The 20,590-nt window shown below is 63.0% G+C and carries 11 protein-coding genes; 5 read left to right on the top strand and 6 right to left on the bottom strand.

The features are described from left to right. A partial coding sequence (locus tag ABDW59_RS15245) for a hypothetical protein (RefSeq protein ID WP_343630688.1) occupies positions 1 to 464 on the bottom strand: 464 nt, incomplete at its 3' end. A gap of 1,004 nt (positions 465 to 1,468) precedes the next feature. On the opposite strand from ABDW59_RS15245, the gene ABDW59_RS15240 reads away from it, so the two are divergent. Together ABDW59_RS15240 and ABDW59_RS15235 are read left to right on the top strand one after the other, a co-directional pair. Next, on the top strand, positions 1,469 to 3,082 hold the full coding sequence (locus tag ABDW59_RS15240; RefSeq protein ID WP_343630687.1) for a TIGR04141 family sporadically distributed protein: 1,614 nt from the start codon (positions 1,469 to 1,471) through the stop codon (positions 3,080 to 3,082). 108 nt (positions 3,083 to 3,190) lie between these two features. Continuing rightward, positions 3,191 to 3,346, top strand: coding sequence for a hypothetical protein (locus tag ABDW59_RS15235; protein WP_343630686.1), 156 nt, complete (start codon positions 3,191 to 3,193; stop codon positions 3,344 to 3,346). Positions 3,347 to 3,415: 69 nt separating this feature from the next. Here the strand turns inward: ABDW59_RS15235 and ABDW59_RS15230 are convergent, their stop codons facing one another. Both ABDW59_RS15230 and ABDW59_RS15225 read right to left on the bottom strand, forming a co-directional pair. Next, positions 3,416 to 7,750, bottom strand: coding sequence for a hypothetical protein (locus ABDW59_RS15230; protein ID WP_343630685.1), 4,335 nt, complete (start codon positions 7,748 to 7,750; stop codon positions 3,416 to 3,418). 47 nt (positions 7,751 to 7,797) lie between these two features. Continuing rightward, the gene (locus ABDW59_RS15225) at positions 7,798 to 8,838 is read right to left on the bottom strand and encodes a DNA-binding protein (RefSeq protein ID WP_343630684.1); all 1,041 of its coding nucleotides are present in this window, start codon (positions 8,836 to 8,838) and stop codon (positions 7,798 to 7,800) included. Between the two features lie 141 nt (positions 8,839 to 8,979). Between ABDW59_RS15225 and ABDW59_RS15220 the strand changes: the two genes are divergently transcribed. Further along, entirely contained in the window at positions 8,980 to 10,197 is a 1,218-nt protein-coding gene (locus ABDW59_RS15220; protein ID WP_343630683.1) for a tyrosine-type recombinase/integrase, read from the top strand. Between the two features lie 405 nt (positions 10,198 to 10,602). Next, positions 10,603 to 11,145, top strand: a complete 543-nt coding sequence (locus ABDW59_RS15215) for a hypothetical protein (RefSeq protein WP_343630682.1) — start codon at positions 10,603 to 10,605, stop codon at positions 11,143 to 11,145. A gap of 105 nt (positions 11,146 to 11,250) precedes the next feature. Here the strand turns inward: ABDW59_RS15215 and ABDW59_RS15210 are convergent, their stop codons facing one another. The 3 genes from ABDW59_RS15210 to ABDW59_RS15200 all read right to left on the bottom strand — a co-directional run bounded on the left by ABDW59_RS15210 (position 11,251) and on the right by ABDW59_RS15200 (position 17,464). Then, positions 11,251 to 11,637, bottom strand: a complete 387-nt coding sequence (locus ABDW59_RS15210; RefSeq protein WP_343630681.1) for a hypothetical protein — start codon at positions 11,635 to 11,637, stop codon at positions 11,251 to 11,253. Between the two features lie 126 nt (positions 11,638 to 11,763). Then, a complete protein-coding gene (locus tag ABDW59_RS15205) occupies positions 11,764 to 16,800 on the bottom strand; it encodes an ATP-binding protein (protein ID WP_343630680.1) in 5,037 nt (1,678 codons plus the stop codon). 289 nt (positions 16,801 to 17,089) lie between these two features. Continuing rightward, positions 17,090 to 17,464, bottom strand: coding sequence for a hypothetical protein (locus tag ABDW59_RS15200; RefSeq protein WP_343630679.1), 375 nt, complete (start codon positions 17,462 to 17,464; stop codon positions 17,090 to 17,092). A gap of 274 nt (positions 17,465 to 17,738) precedes the next feature. Here ABDW59_RS15200 and ABDW59_RS15195 point away from each other — a divergent pair, with 274 nt between their 5' ends. Further along, a complete protein-coding gene (locus tag ABDW59_RS15195; protein WP_343630678.1) occupies positions 17,739 to 19,685 on the top strand; it encodes a diguanylate cyclase in 1,947 nt (648 codons plus the stop codon). Positions 19,686 to 20,590 lie beyond the last annotated feature (905 nt).

Genomic DNA, 20,590 nt, shown 5'->3' with positions numbered 1-20,590 from the left:
ACTGGTGCTAACCGATCCAATTCGGCAGGGAGAGGTAAGGGTTTCGGATCAACAAACGCAGTCAGGGAATTTGCGAGCTCTTCGTCGTCGCGATATGTGTCGTATCCCAGCGTGTCGAATATTCCAGCTTCGCGTGCAATCCTCTTGTCACCCTCCGTCGGGGAATGTCTGACAAGAAAACAGCGACGGGACTTCCCGATTGAATATCCAACTTCGTATACAACATTCAGGTTCAGATAGGTTATGTCGGCAACGACGTATTTGGACCCTTCTATCCCCTCGAGAATTGGTGATATTAGTGGATTTCCAGCAATGTCGTTAAATGGCCATGGCGAATACTGAATGGTCTTTCCGACCTTTCGATTAGCCTTTGCAACGCCTGACGCAATCATCGCGGCCAAACGCTCATCTTTAGACGCATATGCAACGAAGGCCTTCTCGCCCCCCAGCTCGCTGATAGTCATCTTGCCCTCCTTTAGCTCATCGTAACCGGCTGAGCTCAGAGGGAGCACGCCGGCCGTATTCTGCTAGTTCACCGCGACAGCCCTGCATTACTCCATTGTGTCGCGGGACAGCCCACGGCGGCCCCAGGCGCTCGCATTGCACGCGCGGACAGGGGGAAGGTGAAACCCGTACCACCTGCCGCTGCGCGGGGTGTTTCCCGGGCTGCACTCGGCGGCGGATCGCCTGCCCGGCGAGACAACCCTCCTGCGACGTGAGGACGAGGTGATTCCAATCGACTCGATCCGGGACTGCAGTTCACGGTGAGGGCGAACGAGAACGAAGTAGTTAAGGTGCCTGTCGCCAACTTGCTCGACTTTCGCAGCGTCGCTATCGGCGGCTGCGGCTCTAGCCAGTGAGCTTGCAACACTGCTCTACTGCCCTCCCCGGTCGCTGTTCAGCGGCGCGCTAGTCCGCGTCCGTCCATTCTCTAAATTTTGTTCGTCCTTTCTTCTAGATTTTGTTCCCACCCAGTGCCGATCTCTGTGGTGGCGGACCCAGGACCTCGGTCCCGCCACCCGCTGGCTGCCGGATGTGTAGGGCTTCCCATGCTGTGAAGTACCGGTCTTCACCGCCCCGAATCGACCGCCACTGGGGAGCGCCGGAGTCTGGCCAGCTGGCTTGAGCCGGGCGGGCGCCGAAGACCCAGCGCCGCACTCTGCGCGACGACGAAGCTGCTCCCGCCGGTCACGCCGTAAAAACCCTGCCGCCGGTTCGAGGCGGGGCGCCGATCTTTGAACAGCACCGAGTGCGCCGTTGCCGAATGTCCTCTTCAAATCAACCGGTTACGACATGAGCGCGCACGTCACCTGAATCGATTCGATGCCAGTGGTCGTCAGCGCGGCGGTAGAGGAGCCGTCTCGCCAACGCGACTTCTTCCTGGCGCTGTGCGTCACTACGCTTGACGAACGCGATGGGCACCATCAAATTGCTTCAATGAGCGGGATCAACCCGCCGGGGAGGAAGCTTGGCAACGAAGCCCAAAGTGCTGAGCCTGTCCATCTACCTGATCAAAAACAAGGACCTGCCGGATCCTGAACTGATCAAACTGGACAAGGCCGACGCGCCTATCGATCTGGACATCGGGGATGGTCAGGCGCGGCTCTACGTGAAGACCGATGTCGTGCGGCAGCAACCGCCCTGGACGCGGTTGTTCACCGCCCTCCCCGAGGTTCCCGACGACACCTTCGGCAGGCCCAACAGCGTCGGCGCCGTGCTGATCTACCGCGCCGCCGATGCGACGTTCCTGCTTTCGTTCGGCATGGGACAACACCTTGTCCAGCAGGACGCCGTGGAGCGCGACTTCGGTCTGCGCGTCACGCTGAACTCGGTCAACCCGAACGAACTGCGCGCGCTGGACAAGGCCACCTACACGCATAGGCCGCTCGTCTCCAGAAACCAGAGCTCCCGTGGCGTGGACATCTTCGACTTGGATGTCGATGGCGAGTCCGAGATGCTATATGCCATTACGGGCCTGTCTCAGGACCCGCGGCTCGGACTTCGGGTCATGGGGCGGGACGCGTTGACCATCCAACTGGCGGTGCAAGCCGACGCCCTACCCGCGCTGCTGGCGCACGTCCTTACCCGCTATCGGGCACAGTTGCCGGCCGCATTCGACTGGGTGGACAACGTTCAGCGCGTACGTGACCCGGATTTCCTGCAACTGCTCGACATGGTGCTCGACGACATGCTCGCCCAGCCCAATGGCGCCATGCTCTGGATGGGTGAACCGGAAATCGTGGACTGGGAGCACGTGGCCGGCTACCAATTCGACCTGCGCGCTAGAACGCCAATGCACCCCACCCTGGACCTGGACCATCTAACAGCCCACCTCCATGCCGCGGGCGAACCGCTATGTGTCGACAGCCTGCGCAAGCACTGGGTCCACCTGGTCGACGCCAACCACCAGCCGCTGAAAGTGTGGCATGCGTATAGGTGCCTGAACGCCGAGATCAGAGAGAACGAAGCCACGTACGTGCTCAGAAACGGCAACTGGCTCAAGGTGAAGCCCTCCTTCGCCGCTCAGGTCGACGAGTCACTTCGCACGCTCTCGATTCGGGACCTGGCGCTGCCCGAGTTCCAGCATGCCAGCGAGGGCGACTACAACGTCCACGTGGCCACGACGGACGCCAGCTACTACAACCTTGACGCGAACACCATCCGGCTCGGCGGCTCCTACGACAAGATCGAGTTTTGCGATCTGCTTAAAGACCATCGGACGCTGATCCATGTGAAGTTCTATCGGAGCTCCAGCACGCTCAGCCATCTGTTTGCGCAGGGGCATGTGGCGGCAGAGACCTTCGTGAAGGACGAGCAGTTCCGTGAGCGCCTCAACACCAAGCTGCCGGCAGCGAGCCGGCTAGCCAACCCACAGGCTCGGCCCGACGCTCGGCAGTACAGCGTGATCTATGCCATCGCGACCAACAAGGCCTTGCCTGCCGAGCTGCCCTTTTTCTCCAAGGTAACGCTCAAGAACGCGACCCGCACATTGCGTGCGCTGAACTACGACGTGGCCCTGACCCGCATCCCCGTTAACGGTGACTGGCTCAGGACCTCCAAGTTGCGCGGCAACCGCCCCTGACCGTGAACCCGGGCCGCGGTCCGGCGACGTCGTAATCGAAGCCTGTGTCGGACCGATCACCACCGATCAAGAGAGGCGCTTCTGGGCAGTTGGCCCGTCCGCATCAAGTTGACACACAACCAGCAGCCTGTGAATGCGAACGGCAAAGTCCAGATCCGCGTCGTCGACTCGGTCATCCCCAGCACGCAACTCCGCGCGGGCCGGTTCCGCGAACGGATCACCTGGGACGGCCCGGACAACTGGGTGCTGCGCGGGAACAAGTGATCCGCTGAATCGGGCGGCAGCCAATGGCTGCGCGCCACTTCGCCGAGGTCGTTAGCGCGGGCGGCAGGTCTATTTCTTCACCGCCTTCTTCTTCGCACGCTTCTTGGCAGCCGGTGTCTTCTGGGCCGGATTGGGGGCGACGGCACGCTTAGTCAGGTCGACGCCGATCACCTTGATTTCCTCGACGCGAGGATGGGCCCCTGTCACCGATGCCCAGTGGTCCTGAAGTGCCTTGACCAGCCCATCGAAGTCGACCCACTTCTTGTTCGGTAGCAGCCAGCGCTTTTGGACACCGCGCCAGACCAACAGGTAGATGCCGTGCACGGATGCGTTGTCGCGCAGGTAGTCGCCCGCGAGCTGGTTCTCCAACCGCTCAAACAGCTTGGGCCCAGGCCAATTGTCGGCGATCTTCAGCTCGGTCGGGACCGGACCATTGAACGCGGTTGAAGCCCACCAAAGGTCAGGCCGCTTCGCGTCCGGAAGTTCCAGTTCCTGCGGGATCATGTACCGCCCTCGCGAGCGGTCCATGCACCACGAGCCGATCTGGTTCCGAAGAACGGTCTCTCGCTCAGTGGCGATCACCACGCTGGCCGTGCTGTCGTTGCCTTCTTCCAGGTGATGCTTGTAGTCGAGCAGACGTAGCACGGCGAGGTCGAATAGCTCGCGGTGGTTGGCCGGCGTGCGCTCGTAGTCCGCGCCGAATTGGCTGACCTGCGGAGCGGTCCATACTGGACGCTCGCTGTCCACCTCCGCCTTGGTCCGGGCGCGAAGGGCGAACCAGGGGCGCGCGTTGGGTGCTGGGTGGCGCTCGGCGATCTCCCTTAACGCTAGGTAGGCATCGCGGCCCGGGATCTCGCCCAGAATGTTCACCAGCCGCTCGCGCGCATCCTGGGCGTTGTCTCGCAAACCGGGCGAGTAGACGCCCTTGCCCGCACGCTCGACGTCCTCGCTGAAACGCACGTGTTCATGGACAAGGATGTACAACCGCTTCAAAACTGCGGGCGTCCGGAATGCCTTGCGCATGCGGGATTCCATGTGTCGCCCACCGAGCAGGTAGGTGACGTAGCTCATCGTGAACACCGTGCGTTTCTTCTGTTCATTCAGCGCCGCCAGATGGCCTTCCACCGCGTCAATGGCGGCATCGGGGTCCACACCGGTCCATACAGCGGACCAGAGCGCCAGTTGCCTCGGGTCGCCGTCGGCGGCCAGCTTCTCCGCGGAGATCGCGGCGAGTGCCGCGTCCGGAAGGTTGGACGCCAAGACGATGTCCACTAGATGCTGCAACCGTTGAATGCCCTGGGGCGGATGGATGCGCAGCAGCTTGAGGATGTCCGGGGCAATACTGTCCCACATCCAGTCGCCGACACGGCTCAAATCAGAAACGATGTACTGGCTGGACGCACCCTCTTCGTCGTTCTGCAGCTCGAACATGATCTCGGTCAACGCCATCGACTTCACGACGTCTGGATGAGCAGACGAAAGCGCTGCGAACCAGGGCGGAAAGCCATTCAGCTCCTGCATCGCGTAGCGAAAGGCGACCGCCGCTTCAGCGGAGGTCAGGTTCCGGGGAAACGTCAGATCTTCCGCGGCCTCGATGGTCAGGCCGGCCAAGCCAAAGATGTCCGCGAATGGCGTGGACCCCGGCACTGCACCTTCAGACGCGAGCTTCGGCGTGTACCGGCGCCAGAAGCGGACCATGCCGTCACGGAACGCCTGTGGTGTCTTGGGGCCGAACTCGGGCTCCAGGTCGCGCCAGTTGCCGATGCTCCACCGTGAGTGCTTGCGCCCGTCCAGATTTCGCATCCGGTCGAACAAGTAGTACTGCGCCTTGGACACGTCAGCCGGATTTTTGAAACCTGGGTCGCGCAGCGTATCCAGCTGAAGCTCAAGCTTCGCCGGAGCTTCCATCCGGGCTTTTTCCTCGCGAGCGCGGTAGGCCGCTGCCTTGCGACTATCACGCTTGGTCTCAAGCTCCATGCGCTTCCACGCGGCATCCTTCTTGGGCGGCTTCAGCATGCCGTCCAGCCGGGCCTTTAGATGCTTGTCAGCGGCGACGGCTGCCTTCAACACCACGAGGCGCGCGGGCTGGAGATCTGAGCCCACGTACATCCGATAGGCCAACGTCAGCGCGACTTCCTTGTCATCGGCCAGCGGGCGCTCGGCGATGGCCTGGACCGCTTCGTCGAAGTCATGGATCTCGAAATGCAGATAGGACGCAACCGACAGTGCCATCCACGCATCGGTGACGCGCTCACCCTTCTTCTCCCTGACCTTTCGCTCTTGCTCGATGACGTGCCAGAACAGGGCCCAGTGCAAAGCCGGCCACTGGCGCACCAGCTCGGCCAGACCGAGCTGCTTCACGTCGAAGGCGCGGACGTTATAGAACCCGTCGATCGGCAGCACGTGGAGCACTGAGAGTGAGGCTCGCTTCAGCGCCGCGGCGTCCTGCGCCTTGATCAAGCGGCGCACAGCCACGCCGACGCACTGTCGCAGCCACTGGTAGCGCTGGGAGACCTCGCAGTACCGCCGCTCGATCACAGGCTTCTTGGCCAGCAACGCCTGCAGTGGGACGATCGCGCTGACCACCACGGCCATATCGGCACGCTCGAAGAACTCGGACAACTGCTCGGACAGGCCCGTGCCCTCGTACTGATCGTATTGGACCAGCCGCGGGATGCACTCTAGGAGCCACGCCAGCGTCTGCGCATCGGGCTTCGCGATGTGGCCGACCAAGTCAGCCATGCACCTGCGGTTCAGCTCACCGGTTTCTTTCGCGAATCCCTCGCGGATCGAAGCCATGTCCTTGGACGTACCCAGCTCGGCAACGGCACGGAACGCAGCGATCCGGGCGTACTGACCGGCCGTCGCCGTGCGCGCGACGGCCATCACCTCAGGTAGCGCTTCGGCCAGACGTCCCTGCCAAACCATGCGCATCAAGAACGAGGCGATCTCGTCGTTGTCGGAGTACTTCTTGGCCAAGCGGCGCACCGTACCGATCAGGTCAGGCGCGGCAAAGCGCTGGATAGCTGCAAAGTCGGCCATGGAGCGGCGCGTCGCGCCGCTGGCCAGCTGTTTGCAGACGTGCTCGAGGATCTCGCGTCGCACGTCGACGGGCAGCTGCACCGGGTCCCCACCTTCGAAGACGATCTCCGGCGCCAGGCTGCGCACTTTGTCGAGGATGCGACTGTCGGCCATGGCCATCCAGGGCAGCAATGGGCGCATCGACGGCACGACAACCTCGAGGCCATACTGCTCCCGGAAAAACAATTCCTCGACGTTGCGACGTGAGACCTCCTGCTGAAGCAGCTTGAGGAACCACTGCGCCGCCAGGTACTCCTTCACCGATCGGTGATGAAAGCGCACCGTGCCGTAGATGTCTGGGTCGAACAATGGACGCTGCAGCAGTGCGCCAAGGTCGGAAGGGTGTTTTCCCTTAAACACGTCGCGTGCATCGAGCCCGTGCACGCCATTGCCTGCATCCGGCACGCGGATGTTCTGGGCATGCGTCAGCACAAGTGCGCCGGCGATCATCATGGCGCCTTCCAGTGCCTCGAAATCCGACAGCGACCGTGCCTGGATGCGATCCTCGCTGGTCTCCTGGAGCCGGCGCTTTACGCTGTTCTGCATGAGCTCCAGCCGCGAGCCGATCTTGCCCTTGTCCAGCCAATACTCGGTCACTTCGATCAGGTCTTGCGGCCGGGCGGTGAAGGACCATGCGTCGGCCCGGTCGATGTCACCCAGGAACTTCGACGTGTCTTCGATGCCTTTCTCGCTCGCGAAGATCTTGATCTGGTCCGCGGACAGATCTTGCAGCGTGACGACCTTGAACGGAGACGCGTCGGACTGGGACCGCTTCTTCTTCTGATCGCCCTTCTCGTTCTCACCGCCCGCTGTGACCTCATTGGCCACCGGAAACAGGCTGCTGCAGAGATCAAGGTCGGATTTCGGGCGCCAGGCTGCCGTCCGCCCCGTGATGAGCAGGTGCGTGCGCTGCTTCGCCTTCGATAGGCGCGCCGCGACCTTGCGGATGGCCCGTTCGAAGTCCTGCGAAGAGCGCAGTCGTGATTCGTCTACGGAGTCGAGCAGCAGCCAACCTGGATCCGTCGAGGCCAGCCACTTCTGGAATTCCTCCAGATCGCCCTCGACGAAGGCCGACTCGAATTCGTCCGCCACGTGCTCGAGGCGCAAGAAGAAGGCCGCCCTGCCCTCCGCGCGCAGGCGCCGGGCCGCCTCTTTGATCTCCTCGGTCTTGCCCGACCCCCCTTCGGATAGGATGACCACGCGGAGCTCGTCCAACAGCGCCGGCAGCGTCATCGTCGCGCTGCCCGGGTACAGAGTTCGAGTGTCGTCGGCCGGCTCCTTGCCCAGAAGTTCCCGGAACGTGCGGTGCAATTCGATGTGCATGGCGGCAAGGATATGGCAGCGCTAGGTGCATGAAGCGCCCAAGCTCTCTAGCTGTCAGTCGGCTCGGCTTTGCGCCGCCCGGCGCGACGTGCTGCCAACCCCACCTCATGCGCCGGTGTGAGGCGCTCTACGAGGGCGCGCAAAGTTTGAGCTTCCGCTTGGTGACGCGAAACCTCCTGTCGGCAGCTGGCGAGTTCCTGCTCAAGGTCTGCCACTCGGCGCGCAAAACCGTCACGAGCTCTCGCCGCTGCCTCCAAGGCTAATTTGCCTTGGTGAGCGTCGATCTCCAGCCGTGTCGCCTTGGCCGCATGCTGGACCGCCAGTTCTCGGCCCGAAGTCTCGACTTCGGCCAACTTCGCCCGCGCGGCATCTACTGCGGCATCTGCCCGAGCGCGCGCCTGGCGCTCTTGCTCGATTTCTCTCAGCGCTCGGCGCTCAGCGCCGGCGGCACGCTCGTTGGCGGCTTCAGCCGCTTCCCTAGCCTTGGCCACCTCGGCCGCAAACCCTTCCTGAAGCGATTGTTGCTGCCTCGAAGCCTCCTCGAGCTGGCGTTGCATCTGCTGAATGGTTGCCAGCGTGCCGGCGTGCGCGCGGCGCTCAGCTTCCAGTTCTTCGCGCATCGCATCGGTCTCAGCTCTGGCGCATTCAAGGTCTGCTCGATGCTGCTCTGCCGCCGCATGCATGCCCACCACCGCTCGCTCTGCGGCGTCGCGACCTGCTCTGGCCTGCTCCGCTTCCTGCTCGTACTGCAGTCGAGCTACAGCAAGTTCATCTCGGGCCGCTTCTGTCGCCTGTCTCCACAGCGCGGCGATGGCCTCCGCGGCGATCGCCTTTACTGGATCGGGAAGGTCCGGTCGCTCGATGTCCACGCGCGCTCGGTGTCGCAGGTCATCCCAGAACTTCCCAACTTCCTCGGTCGGCACGTTCATCGAGCCGCGCCGCACGTACTGGTAGAGCTTGTTGGCCGTCGGCGTGATCCCGAAGGTGAAGAACAAGAGCGCGCAGACCTCGCGGTACAGCGTTCGTGTGTCGCTCACTTTGACCTTCAGGGCTTCAACTTCAGACAGGATCTCGGTCTCGGTGCTCATATGGAGAATAATATGACGTAATACGTTAGATTTCCAACGCGGAATTGGGAAGTTTTGACATTAACTCTATAGTGTCAAAATTCCTCCAAGAAGACTGTTTGGGAAATCATGGAGTCTCCAGACCAAGATGAAGTCGGTGAATTGCTGCCCGCCAAGCTCGCGCCCATCGGCGAAATCGTCCTGGTCGATGCTCTGTCGGGGCGGGATGGGTCAAATCGATCCCGGGGTGGTAACCGGCAACTCGACGCCGACACGGACCAGCGCGCCATCCTTGCCTGGCTTGCGCGATTCGCCGACAGCCCCAACACGTTGGCCAACGCTCGCCGTGAAGCCGAGCGCCTCTTTCTCTGGTCCCTCACGGAGCGCAACAAGCCGTTGTCGTCGCTGGTCCACGAGGACCTGCTTGTCTATCGCCGCTTCCTTGCCAACCCTCAGCCGGCTCAAAAATGGATCATGGCGCCAGGGCGAAAGGCCGGCCGCCGCGATCCACGCTGGCGACCGTTCGCCGGGCCCCTATCGGAGGCCAGCATCCGCCAGGCCATGGTGGTGTTGAACTCGATGATGTCGTGGCTGGTCGAGGCCGGGTATCTCGCAGGCAACCCCCTTTCACTGAGTCGAACCCGACGTAAGGCGCCTCCAGTGCGCGTCCTGCGCTTTCTCGAAAGCGACCTCTGGGAGGTCGTACGCCAGACGATTCTGGCGCTGCCGCAGGAGACGCCTCGGCAATGTGCCGTCTACGCGCGGGCCCGCTGGCTTTTTAGCTTGATGTTCCTCGGCGGCCTGCGGATCTCTGAAGTGGTGGGCAATGGCATGGGTGACTTCTTCATGCGTTCCGATTCCAAGAGCGGAGATCAGCGTTGGTGGCTGCAAGCGACTGGCAAGGGGAAGAAGGAGCGGCTGATCCCGGCCACCGCGGAGCTGATGGTCGAACTGATGGGCTACCGCCGATCGCTGGGGTTGACCGACCTGCCGCAGACTTCAGAACCCTCGCCGCTGGTCTTCCCTGTTGCTTGGCGTCGAGCCACTCACTCGAACTGGCCCGAGCCCTTGACCCGCAGCGCCATTCACGGCGTCCTGAAGGAGATATTTGCGCTCGCCGCTCAGCGGTGGCGCCAAGACGGCCGCGGCGACGCGCAGGCTGCGAAGCTCGAGGCGGCATCGGCCCACTGGTTGCGTCACACAGCAGGTTCGATCATGTCCAATCAGATCGACCTGAAGCATGTGCGCGACACGCTCGGGCATGCGTCGTTGACCACCACCAGCATCTATGTCCACGGAGAGGATGATGCGCGGCACGACGCGGTGAGCAAAGCGCACCGCATGAGCTGGGAAGCGGCCGGCCGCGCCCACATTCTTTGACTCAGCGCAGACCACGCAACTCGCGCAATTTGCTCTGGATTCGGCCCGACGAGCGCCGGACAAGACGCACGCCTGCAGTTTCCGGTGCATGCGACGTCAAGGACTCTTCACGCCGCCGGCACTTGATCGCGAGGTGGCTCGATCTGTGAGCAGCGATCTCACGGTCGCTTAACCCACCATGCCTTACCCTGCGGCCGGGCTAATGAGAGAGATGGGATGAACGGGACACGTACCAGCAACATGGCGAAGGGAGCAACGGCCGCGGACTGGAGACGCGATTTGCACTCTGGATCGTTGCTTCGGGGCTGCCTCCTCGGCGCCGTGGCCTTTCTTGCGGCCTGTATCGCGCATGAGGGGTTCGGTCATGCCGGCACATGCTTGCTGATGAGAGGCCAGATCCTTGCGATGAGCAGTGCCGTCTTTCAATGTGCGCCGGGAAGCGTCTGGGTTGACGTCGCAGGCCCCATGGCGAATTGCCTTGCCTTTCTCATCGGGTCCATCTTCGTCGCGCGCACAGACAGGCGATCGCCGAGTCGCGACCTCCTGAGTCTCTTCGTCGCGTTCAATGCATGCTGGGGCTTCGGGTATCTGATGTATTCGGCGGTCACCGATACAGGCGATTGGGCCTTCGCATTGCACGCGGTCGCTCCTATCGGTTGGAAGAACGCTGCCATGCGCGCAGTATGTGGGGTATCAGGCGTGGTGCTTTACGTGAGTGCGCTGCGTTGGATGCGAACCTGTCTCCCAGCGAGTTGGGAACTGCTCGCGGCGTACATCGGCGCAGGGATTTGCTCGCTGATACTTGTTCTGCTCACCGATGGCCTGAGCGTTTCACCGGTAATTGAGGCCGTCAATGAGAGTTGGGGCGCTCTGACCGGAATCGGGGTACTGGCAGTGCGCGGCCGGGTCGCTCGGGACCAAAAGCTCCGAGGAAGGCACGCGGCCTGAACCGGCGAGCTAATGGGGAACGACACGAACCAGATCTCGTCTTCCTTCGGAGCTCGACGGAAGGTCGTCGACGATGTCTGCGCTGATCCTTGCCTGGGTGGTCTCCTATGGCTGGATCCAAGAGTCGATGCCCGGCCGCAGGGTGCTGCGCGGGTGGTTGGCTGCTTCAACTTGGTCTTGGATGTCGCGCCTTGTCGGAAAATGGCGGTCCATCCATACCCACCAGCGGCGCAGCTCATTTGACAGCAGCTCGCATCGACCGAGTTCGAAGAGCCATTTGTCCCCCGCGAGCAGTACTTCGGCGGTCTCAGTAGGCAGGCCCTGACGGCCGGACTCCACAAGCGCTGAAAGTCCAGAGCCATCGGGAAAGCTGCCGCGGAGCGCCCAAGCTCCTGCCCGAAGAGCTTCTGGGAGCTCAGAGTCGACGCAAGCAAGATCGAGCAGCTCGTTGAAGCAGGCCAGCGTGCGGAAGCGTTCCTGGGGTGTGGTCATGGAAGTCAGAAGCTAAAGGTAGTCGCGGCCGGCAGACTTGCGTGGCTATGCGTGCGTCATCTTGAGAGCAAAGCAGGCGCATGCAGTGGTTGCATATGGCGCCCCCGCAGGCTCCATCCCGCAGTGTCAACTGACAGCTGAATCGGTCATGGAGTCGAGCAGGTCCTGCAACGTGTCTAGGTGTACGGGCTTGACGAGATGATGGTCGAAGCCTGCCTCCTCGGAGTGCCGCCTATCGCGCTCCTGGCCCCACCCGGTTAGCGCCACGATTCTCATGCGCGCATTTTGAGGATCGGCTCGCAGTTCGCGTGCGACGTCAAAGCCGTCCTTGCCCGGCATGCCAAGGTCCAACAGAACCACGGTCGGTCGCCAATCGGCGCAGGCTTGAAGCGCAGCTTCACCGCTGTGCTCGACCCGGACGTCGGCCCCGTTAAACCGCAACAGCATTCCGAGGCTGTCCGCCGCATCACGGTTGTCGTCAACGACAAGCACTCTCGGAAGACTGCGCTGGACAACGGGCTGGCGAGCGACGGCAGTGCTTGACGCGGGTACATCCAATGGAACGTAGACCGTGAACGAGCTGCCCTGGCCAAGCCCCGGGCTCGCTGCCTCGATTCGCCCCCCGTGCATCTCTACCAATCGCTTGGCGAGTGCGAGGCCTATGCCCAACCCCCCATGCTGGCGAGAAGCGGTGGAGTCCAGCTGAGCGAACATGTCGAAGACGCGCGGCAAGTGCTCCTGCGGAATGCCGGCGCCGTTGTCTCGAACGGTGACCACCGCCTGCCCCCCTGCGCGGCTGACAAGCAGGTCGACGTTGCCGCCATCAGCTGTGTACTTGGCCGCGTTGTTGAGCAAATTGGCGAATATCTGAGCGAGCCGTACAGGATCGCCTCGAACCCACACTGGTTCGTCAGGAATCCGAGCTCGCAAAGTATGCGAGGAGCGCTCCATCAGCGGGCGGCTCGTCTCCACGGCGTCGCGCAGGACATCGTTGAGCGTGACGGACTCCAGTTGCAGGTCCAGCTTTCCGCGCGAGATGCGCGAGGCTTCCATCAGATCATCCACAAGGCGGACCATGTGGGAGACCTGTCGCTGCAGCATTTCCCTTATGCGCTGCGACTGTGCCGGTGCTTCGACCAAGTCCAGAAGTCGCAGTGCGTTGCGAATCGGTGCCAAGGGGTTGCGCAACTCGTGGGCGAGCGTTGCCAAGAACTCGTCCTTGCGGTGGTCGGCTTCGCGCAGCGCATCAAGCGCGACCTTCTGCTCATGAATGTCGATCACTGATCCGATGTACCCCAGCCACTGCCCGCGGTCGTCAGATCGCGGCCTTCCCGCGTCGATCGCCCAGCGATAGACGCCATCCGACCTGTGCAGACGATATTGCAGCTCGAATGGCAGACGCTGTTTTGATGCCGCGAGGAAGGCGCGAGCTGCCGCTTCGCGGTCATCGGGGTGGACTTGCACCGTCCATCCAATCCCGTCGCGATATGCCTCTTCCTGCGATTGACCCGTGTACTCAAACCAACCGCGACTGATGAACTCCAAATGGTCGTCAGCGTCGGTCACCCACAGCATCGCGGGCGCCGTGTCGGCCATGGTTCTGAAGCGCGCCTCGCTCGCCCTGAGCGCAAGCTCGGCCGTTCGCCGAGAGGTGATGTCGAGATTCACCCCGGCCATTCCTGTCGTCTTGCCGGATTGGTCTCGCTGGACGTCTCCCATACCGCCCAACCACCGGACCGAACCGTCCGACATGACGACACGGAATTCAACGTCGTATGGCGCCGCCCCGGCCATCGCAACCTCAAGCGCCTGGGCGATCCTCTTCCGATCGTCGGCATGGATCCGATCGAGCACCACCTGCTCAGTGGTAGTAAAGCTCAGAATGCCGTTTCCCTCGGTCGGGCGCACCGCCTCGACGCTGTCTGCGCCATGCAGCCCGAACAATCCACAGCAGATTGGATCGATTTGGACGCGGGAACTCGCCAAGTCCCACGTCCAGAATCCAAGTCGGGCAGCTTCCGCGGCCATACGTAGCCGAGCCTCCGCCTCACGCGCCGAGACCTCTGCCCTGGCGCGCTCCAGGCGGGGAAACACGACCTCGGCCAACTGCCGGATCAACTCCAGTTCATCGCCATGCCAGTCGCGTGCCTGGTCATCTGTCACCGCTAACGTGAACCGCCAGCGGCCGTCGCGATGGAATGGCACAGTGACGAAGGAACGAACCTTCAGGGTGGCGAAGGGTTCCGCCCGCGTGCGCGCGTCCGCGAGGGTGTCACGGACCACCACCGACTCACCTCGACGATTGGATTCGATGACGGTCGTGTCGACGTAGTCCACGTGGCGGTACAGGCCGCCGACAAGCGATGGTACGTCCGGTCTGAACCAGCCGTACGGCACCGCTGTCACACCCAGTGCATCGTCTACCTCGTTGAATGCGCAACTTGACAGACGCAGGTGCCGCCCGATCTTCTCGCCCACCTGCTGCATCAGTTCCGCGGGTTCCAAGCTGCGTGCCAGGACATCGCTCACTGACGCAAGAAACGATGCGTTCAGCTCCCTGCGCATCGCTTCGGTCACGTCCACCACAAGTACCGAGACGCCGCCATCAGGGGTCGGGTACACGTGGTGGGAGAATTTCCGCTCGTCATCAGTACCTGCATCGGCATAAACGAAGCGCGACGGATTCCCACGACGGGCCGCTTCACGTAGCTTGACTTCGAACAGTGTTCCCACCAAGCGGGGGAACACCGCCCATATGCTTCGCCCCAGCAGATCCTCGCGAGAGCGGCCGGTGATCGCGATGACGCGATCATTGGCGAACGTGAAGCGCCACTCCTGATCCAAGGCAAAGAACTGGTCTCGGATGCTATCGACGACCTGGTCTAGCTGCTGACGGCTGCGCTGTAGCGCGGCCGCCGCTTCCCGCCGAACGCGTGCCAGTTCGAGATGCGCGCCCACCTTTGCAAGGAGCTCGCGCGCGGAGAACGGTTTGACCAGATAGTCGTCCGCCCCTTGCTCCATCCCCTCAATCCGAGATTCCTCGCCAGCTCTGGCCGACAAGACGATCACCGGGACATCTGAGAGCCTCGGATCGGACCTGATCGCTGCGAGCAGGCCGAAGCCGTCAAGTCCGGGCATCATGACGTCGGTCAGTACCAGATCGGGTCGGTTCCGCTGCGCTGCCTCAAGCGCCTTGTGACCGTCGGAAGCCGTTTCAATCCGCCACCAAGGTCGCAGGATTCGGATCAGGTACTGACGCATATCAGAGTTGTCGTCGGCGACGAGAACCCTGGCCTGATGGGTGGCGGCAAATCGACCCGCGGGGGGTAGGTCGCCGAAGCCCGACGGACTCTTGGCCTGCGAAGCCTCCTCAGTATCCTGGAGCCAGCTTGAGGCCTCGCGCACGATCGCGTCGGCGCGTAGGGATGCCGCCGGCGCAGCCGCGGAAAGGGCCCGGCTCGCGGGGTCCGTGATTGCAGGCAGCGAAACGATGAAGCGAGTGCCCTGGCCAGATTTGCTCTGGACTTTGACGGAGCCCCCATGAAGCTTGACCATCTCCTGGACCAGCGCCAGGCCAATACCCGTCCCCTCGTGCGTTCTCCCAACGCTGCCTTCCACGCGATGGAACCGCTCGAAGATGTGCGGCAGTTCGGTCTCGGGGATGCCGATCCCGGTATCTGCCACGCAGAGTTCGACCGATTGACCCACGTCCGCCAAACTCACCGATATACCGCCCTGCAGCGTGAACTTGAACGCATTGCTCAGCAGGTTCAGGACAATCTTCTCCCAGGCGTCTCGGTCCACGCTCACGGCCCAGGGAAGTTCAGGACAGTCGATGTTCAACGTTAGGTCCGCGCGTTGGACGGTGGACTGGAACACGCCCGCCAGTTCCCTCGTGAACGCGGCAAGGTCGATGGGCTGAGGGTTGAGCGGCATGCGCCCCGCTTCGATCCGCGCGAAGTCCAGCAGCGAGTTCACCAGCTTGAGCAAGCGAAGGCTGTTCCGGTGCGCAAGCGTCAGCCGCTCCCGCATCGCCAGAGAAAGCTCCTCCTCGCTCGCGGCGTCTTCAAGCGGCCCGAGCATCAGGGTCAAGGGCGTACGTAGCTCATGGCTGACATTGGTGAAGAAGGAGGTCTTCGCTCGATCGAGCTCCGCCAGCGCCTGCGCCCGGTCCCGTTCATGCTGCAACGCTCGGGCGCCGGTAATCGCATTGCTCACGGCATTTGCCGCTCGCTCGACGAAAGCCTCGTATTCACCGTCGAAGTTCAAACGTGGACTGATTCCCGCCACCATGACACCGCTTGCCTGCTGGACCGCTCCTTCAGTCAAAGGCAGCAACACTGCGAGTTCGCATGGCTCGGGCCAAACGCCCGCATGCGGCAGCCCGCCAAGGCGGCAGCCCAAGCTGCCCAGCTTGTGAACCGCCTTCTCACGCAAGGCCGCAGCCAGCGGCCAGACGCTCTCTGGGCTGTCCGGATCAATGCTTTGTGGCGCATAGGGCGACCCGAGTGGCAGGCCGCTGCTTCCTGCAAGGCGAAACGAAGAGCCGTCGCACAGGTAAAGCAACGCGAAGGGAACGTCTTCCGGATCACCGGCGAACACCGACGAAGCCCTACGGCAGGCTTCGCCTGCGCTCTGACTGTTGGAGACGGCCTCGGCCAAGCCGCGGAGCAGCTGAGTGCGGCGCTCGCCAATATGCCGGAACGTCGTCTCGACCACGGCGTTGAAAATTCCGCCGACCCGGCCATCAGCGTTTCGAATCGGGCTGAAGGTGTAGTCGAACCAGCATTCCTCGGTGAAGCCCTGTCGGCGCATGGGCAGCAACTGATCGGGAGAGCGCGTCGCAACCCCGCTCCTGAGAACCTGCTCGAACTGAGGTCCGATGGTGTCCCAGATCTCCGGCCAAACCTCTCGCGCGGGTCTGCCCAACGCCCATGGGTGCTTGTCCCCGAGGATCGGGCTCCAAGCGTCGTTGTAGAGCAGCGCGAGATCATGGCCCCAGTAGATGGCGATGGGGAAACTCGAGCCGATACAGATGTCCAGCGGCGCGCGCAGCGCTTGCGGCCAGAGCTCGGGGTTGTCCAAGGGACTGTTGGACCAGTCGAGATGCCGCATGCGCTGCGCCATCTCGCTGTCGCCCTGGAAGATCTGTTGCAGACTCATGCGCCGTGCCTCCCTGAAGACTCTATCGAGCGCCAACGCCGGGAATGTACCGGCCAGGAGGGACGAGGACGATCAGAATCGGGTCGACCGCAGCCGCACAGGGGTTCCTATGCTGCGGTCAACCTCAGGATCAGCCGGCGTCCGCCGTCCGTTCCGCGAACTGAGCTTGCGGTGGGCCGAGCGCGCGAGTTGTCGGCGATCGCGGCCGTCACTGTGCCCTGCCTCTCGAACGCCCTGCATAGTCAAAGCGTTTCCCCCCAACCTCCGCACGCGCTGAACGCAGTGACAGCTACGGATTGAAGACCAGCTCGGGCATGCGTCTTCGCATCCGATCGCTCAACGCCTGGACGTCGCTGAGATGCAGGGGCTTCTGCAGGACCTCGTCGAACGGATACGGCTTCAGATTTCCCAGGCTGGCCGGCCACGCCGTGCTCAGCGCAACGAGTTGCACGTCGCCTCCTAAGTCGCCGCGAAGGCGCTGCGCCAAGGCGAGCCAAAGCTCCTCGACGGACGCCATGGAGATCATGACAAGCTGCGGATGGAAGGTTGCCGCCGCGCGCTGAGCTTCGCCGGCGGAGTTTGCGGTTCTGACATCCCATCCAAAGCTATCGGCGAGGCGTTCGAGCCCGACAGCAGAGTCCCACAGCGAATCCACGATCAGCATTCGAGCGTGCATCTTGAACTTCCCAACTCCAAAGTTTCAAGGTTCGTGTCCATACAAGTTCGGCAAGTCTTGGACCCAGGGGCGTGAAGTTGGGCCTGCGTCGGCCCCATGACAAATGGCTCGCTTGATCCTTGTGTAGGCAATCTCCTCACAGCGCATTTAGCTGACGCCGTATAGGACGCTCGACCGGGAGGCAGTACAACTGCGGTCACGCTGAGTAGATCTCCTCATCACTCTTGCCCTGCTGACCATGCCACACCGCAACACCCTACCGATGCCCCCGCTGCGCACGCTCAAGCGCTGGCTGGTCGTGGGCAACTTGCTCGTGGCCGCAGCGTTGCTTTCCGGCGCTTGGGTCAGTCTGGAGAACGCAAGGAAGGGCGACGAGAGCGCCGCACGGCTGACCGCTCAGAACTTGGCCGGCAGCATGAGCACGGAAGTTGGCGCGGAGCTTCGCCTCATCGACAACGCGCTGGAGACGGTGTCCGATCGCTTCACGCGCGAGCGCAGCCAAGCGGTCCGAGCCCAAGTCCTGAGCGAGATGCTGGGCAAACAGCGCCAACTGCTTAAGCACGTTCGTGCGCTCAAGGTGGCCGACCCCCAGGGCCAGGTGGTGCTGGGCAATGAGCCGGGGACGCCGGCCAGCAATGTGGCCGACCGCGAGTACTTTTTGCAAGCCAAGGCAACCGAGGGCACCATCGTTTCAGAGCCTCTGCTCAGCAAGCTCTCGGGTGACTGGGTCATCAGCGTGGCCAGGGCCTTGCGCGGTTCGGACGGTCAGTTCGCCGGGGTGGTGTTCGCCGTGGTGACTTCGGACCACTTCGCAGACCTCTTCAGCACGATGGAGCTGGGCACGTCCGGCGCAATCTCGATGCGCACCGACCATAACCTACGCCTGGTCGCTCGTCACTCCGCCTTCGAGCCTCGCTCGTCAAAGGGACTTGGCGGCGTGACCGTGTCGGACGCGCTGCGCAAGAGCCTGAGCGAGGACGAGGAGCGCGGCTGGTACATCACCCCCACCGCGCTGGACAAGGTGGATCGCATTACCGCCTACCACCGCGTGCAGGGCTACCCCTTCCTCGTCTTCGCCGGCTTGAGCACGAGCGAGTACCTGGAGCCGTGGCGCCGTCAGGTGGCCGAGATGGCGGGCTTCGTCGTGCTGCTCATCGGCCTGATCGCTGGTGTGTCCGTGCATCTGTATCGACGCCAGGCCGGTGAGCGCGCGGGGCGCCTGGCCGTCGACAGATTGGCCAAAGAACAGCAGCTGCTTCTTGAGAATGATCTGGTGGGCATGGTTCGCCTTCGTGACCGCGTCATCCAGTGGGCCAACCCGGCCCTGGCTCAGATCTTCGGCTACGCCAGCGGCGAGCTGCGAGGCGCCTCTATGCGGGACCTCTACCTGGACGAAGAAGCCTTTGCCAGGATTGGGGTCGACGGCTACGCCGCACTCAAAACGCTTGGCCGTTATCGCACGCAGATCCAGATGCGCAAGAAGGACGGCAGCGCGCTGTGGGTGGACTTGAGCGGCATGCAGGTGTCTGAGGACGAGAGCCTGTGGCTGATGGTGGATGTGGATGCGATCAAGCGCAGCGAGGAAGCCGCCTTCGGCATGGCGTTCCGTGACTCCCTGACAGGCCTGCCGAACCGCCGCCTGCTGGAGGAGAAGCTCGCTGACGCGCAAGCAGGCGCGGCACGCAGCGGCAACCCGGTGGCGGTGTGCTACCTGGACCTTGACGGTTTCAAGCCCGTGAACGACGTCTACGGCCACGAGTCGGGCGACCACGTGCTCCAGCAAGTCGCCTCGCGACTTCAGGAGGTGCTGCGCGGCACCGACGTGGTGGCACGCCTTGGAGGCGACGAGTTCGCGCTGGTGCTTCCGGCCAGCGGCACTGCGGAGTCCGCACGCGCCGTGCTGCAGCGATGCCTTTTCGAGATCGAGCGCCCCATCGAGCTTGCAGGTGGTCAGCTGGTTCACGTCAGCGCGAGCATTGGCGTGGCTATCGCGAGCGGGTCTTGCCCTACCTCTCAGGTGATGCGCGATGCTGACTCCGCCATGTATGCGGCCAAGCGCGCCGGGAAAGGCCGTATCCAGTTCCACGGACTGCGCGCGGCATATACCAGCCAGAGCGGAGAGCCCGATCAGGTTGCGGAGCTGGTGGAGCAGCGATCCGACGACCGCGTAATCAGGCCGATTCGGTCTGACCTGACCGTCGCTGCGTGAACGCCCATGGCTCGTGTGTCCTCGTGAAGGTTTGGTGCGCGTTGCAGGTTGTCGCCAGGTCGGCCAGCAGCTAGACTAAGTCGGCTGTTGCATCACGCTTTTCCTCCCTGAGCGGCGACAGTATTCAAGGCGCTGGCTTGTCCGGCGCCTTTTCTTTTGCTTTGCTATTGCCCCCGGTACGGGGCCTGGCGACGGCAGCGGCGCCGTTTGAGACGCAGCGCCTGGTGTAGGCCACGGCGGACCTCTCCAGCGTGCCCACCATACTGGGCATCAACGCCACCATCGAAGCTTTAGCGCCGGATCATGCCGACGCCTACCAAACCGGAAGAGCGCAGCGCCGCCTCTCCATCGTGGCCTCGGAGATCAGGTCGCTGGCGGCGCGTTCAACCACCTCGTGTCGTGACGTACGGGTGCTACTTGAGACGCTGCAAACGCTCGCCGAGCGCTCCGTTGTTGTAGGCGAATACGATGCGCGCCGCCAACGCGCTTTCTGGCCAGTTCGACGGCATCGTGACTCAGTGCGCGCGGGTCGAGACCAGCGCGCAAGACCGACGTGAACGTCCAGTCCGGTAGCCAGGTGGCGACCGCCAACGGCACACTCACGGCCGCGGCAAGCAGCGACTGATGCGTGAATGAAGAGTTGCCCCGGTCCCCGGGTCGCACTCGGCTAGTCTAGGCGGCTCTCGAAGCCATCGGGGTGTGCGCCAAACCCTGGGGTAGGCGCAAATCCAAGGCGACCATGCGCAGATCGGCCACAAGGTGCTCCAACTCTCGGTCCACCGAGTACCGCCTGCAACTCCGAGATCCCGCAGATATCGCGGCGCGGTGCTTCGCCGCGGCCCTGGGTCCTTCATCGGAGTCGCGAGCCACCACAAGCGCCTGGCCGCAGAAGCCTCTTTCAGCCA

This window comes from Roseateles sp. (assembly GCF_039595295.1).
Taxonomy (GTDB): Bacteria; Pseudomonadota; Gammaproteobacteria; order Burkholderiales; family Burkholderiaceae_C; genus Roseateles.
Note: the sequence above shows the minus strand (reverse complement) of the source record. Positions and strands in the feature narration are given on the sequence as shown.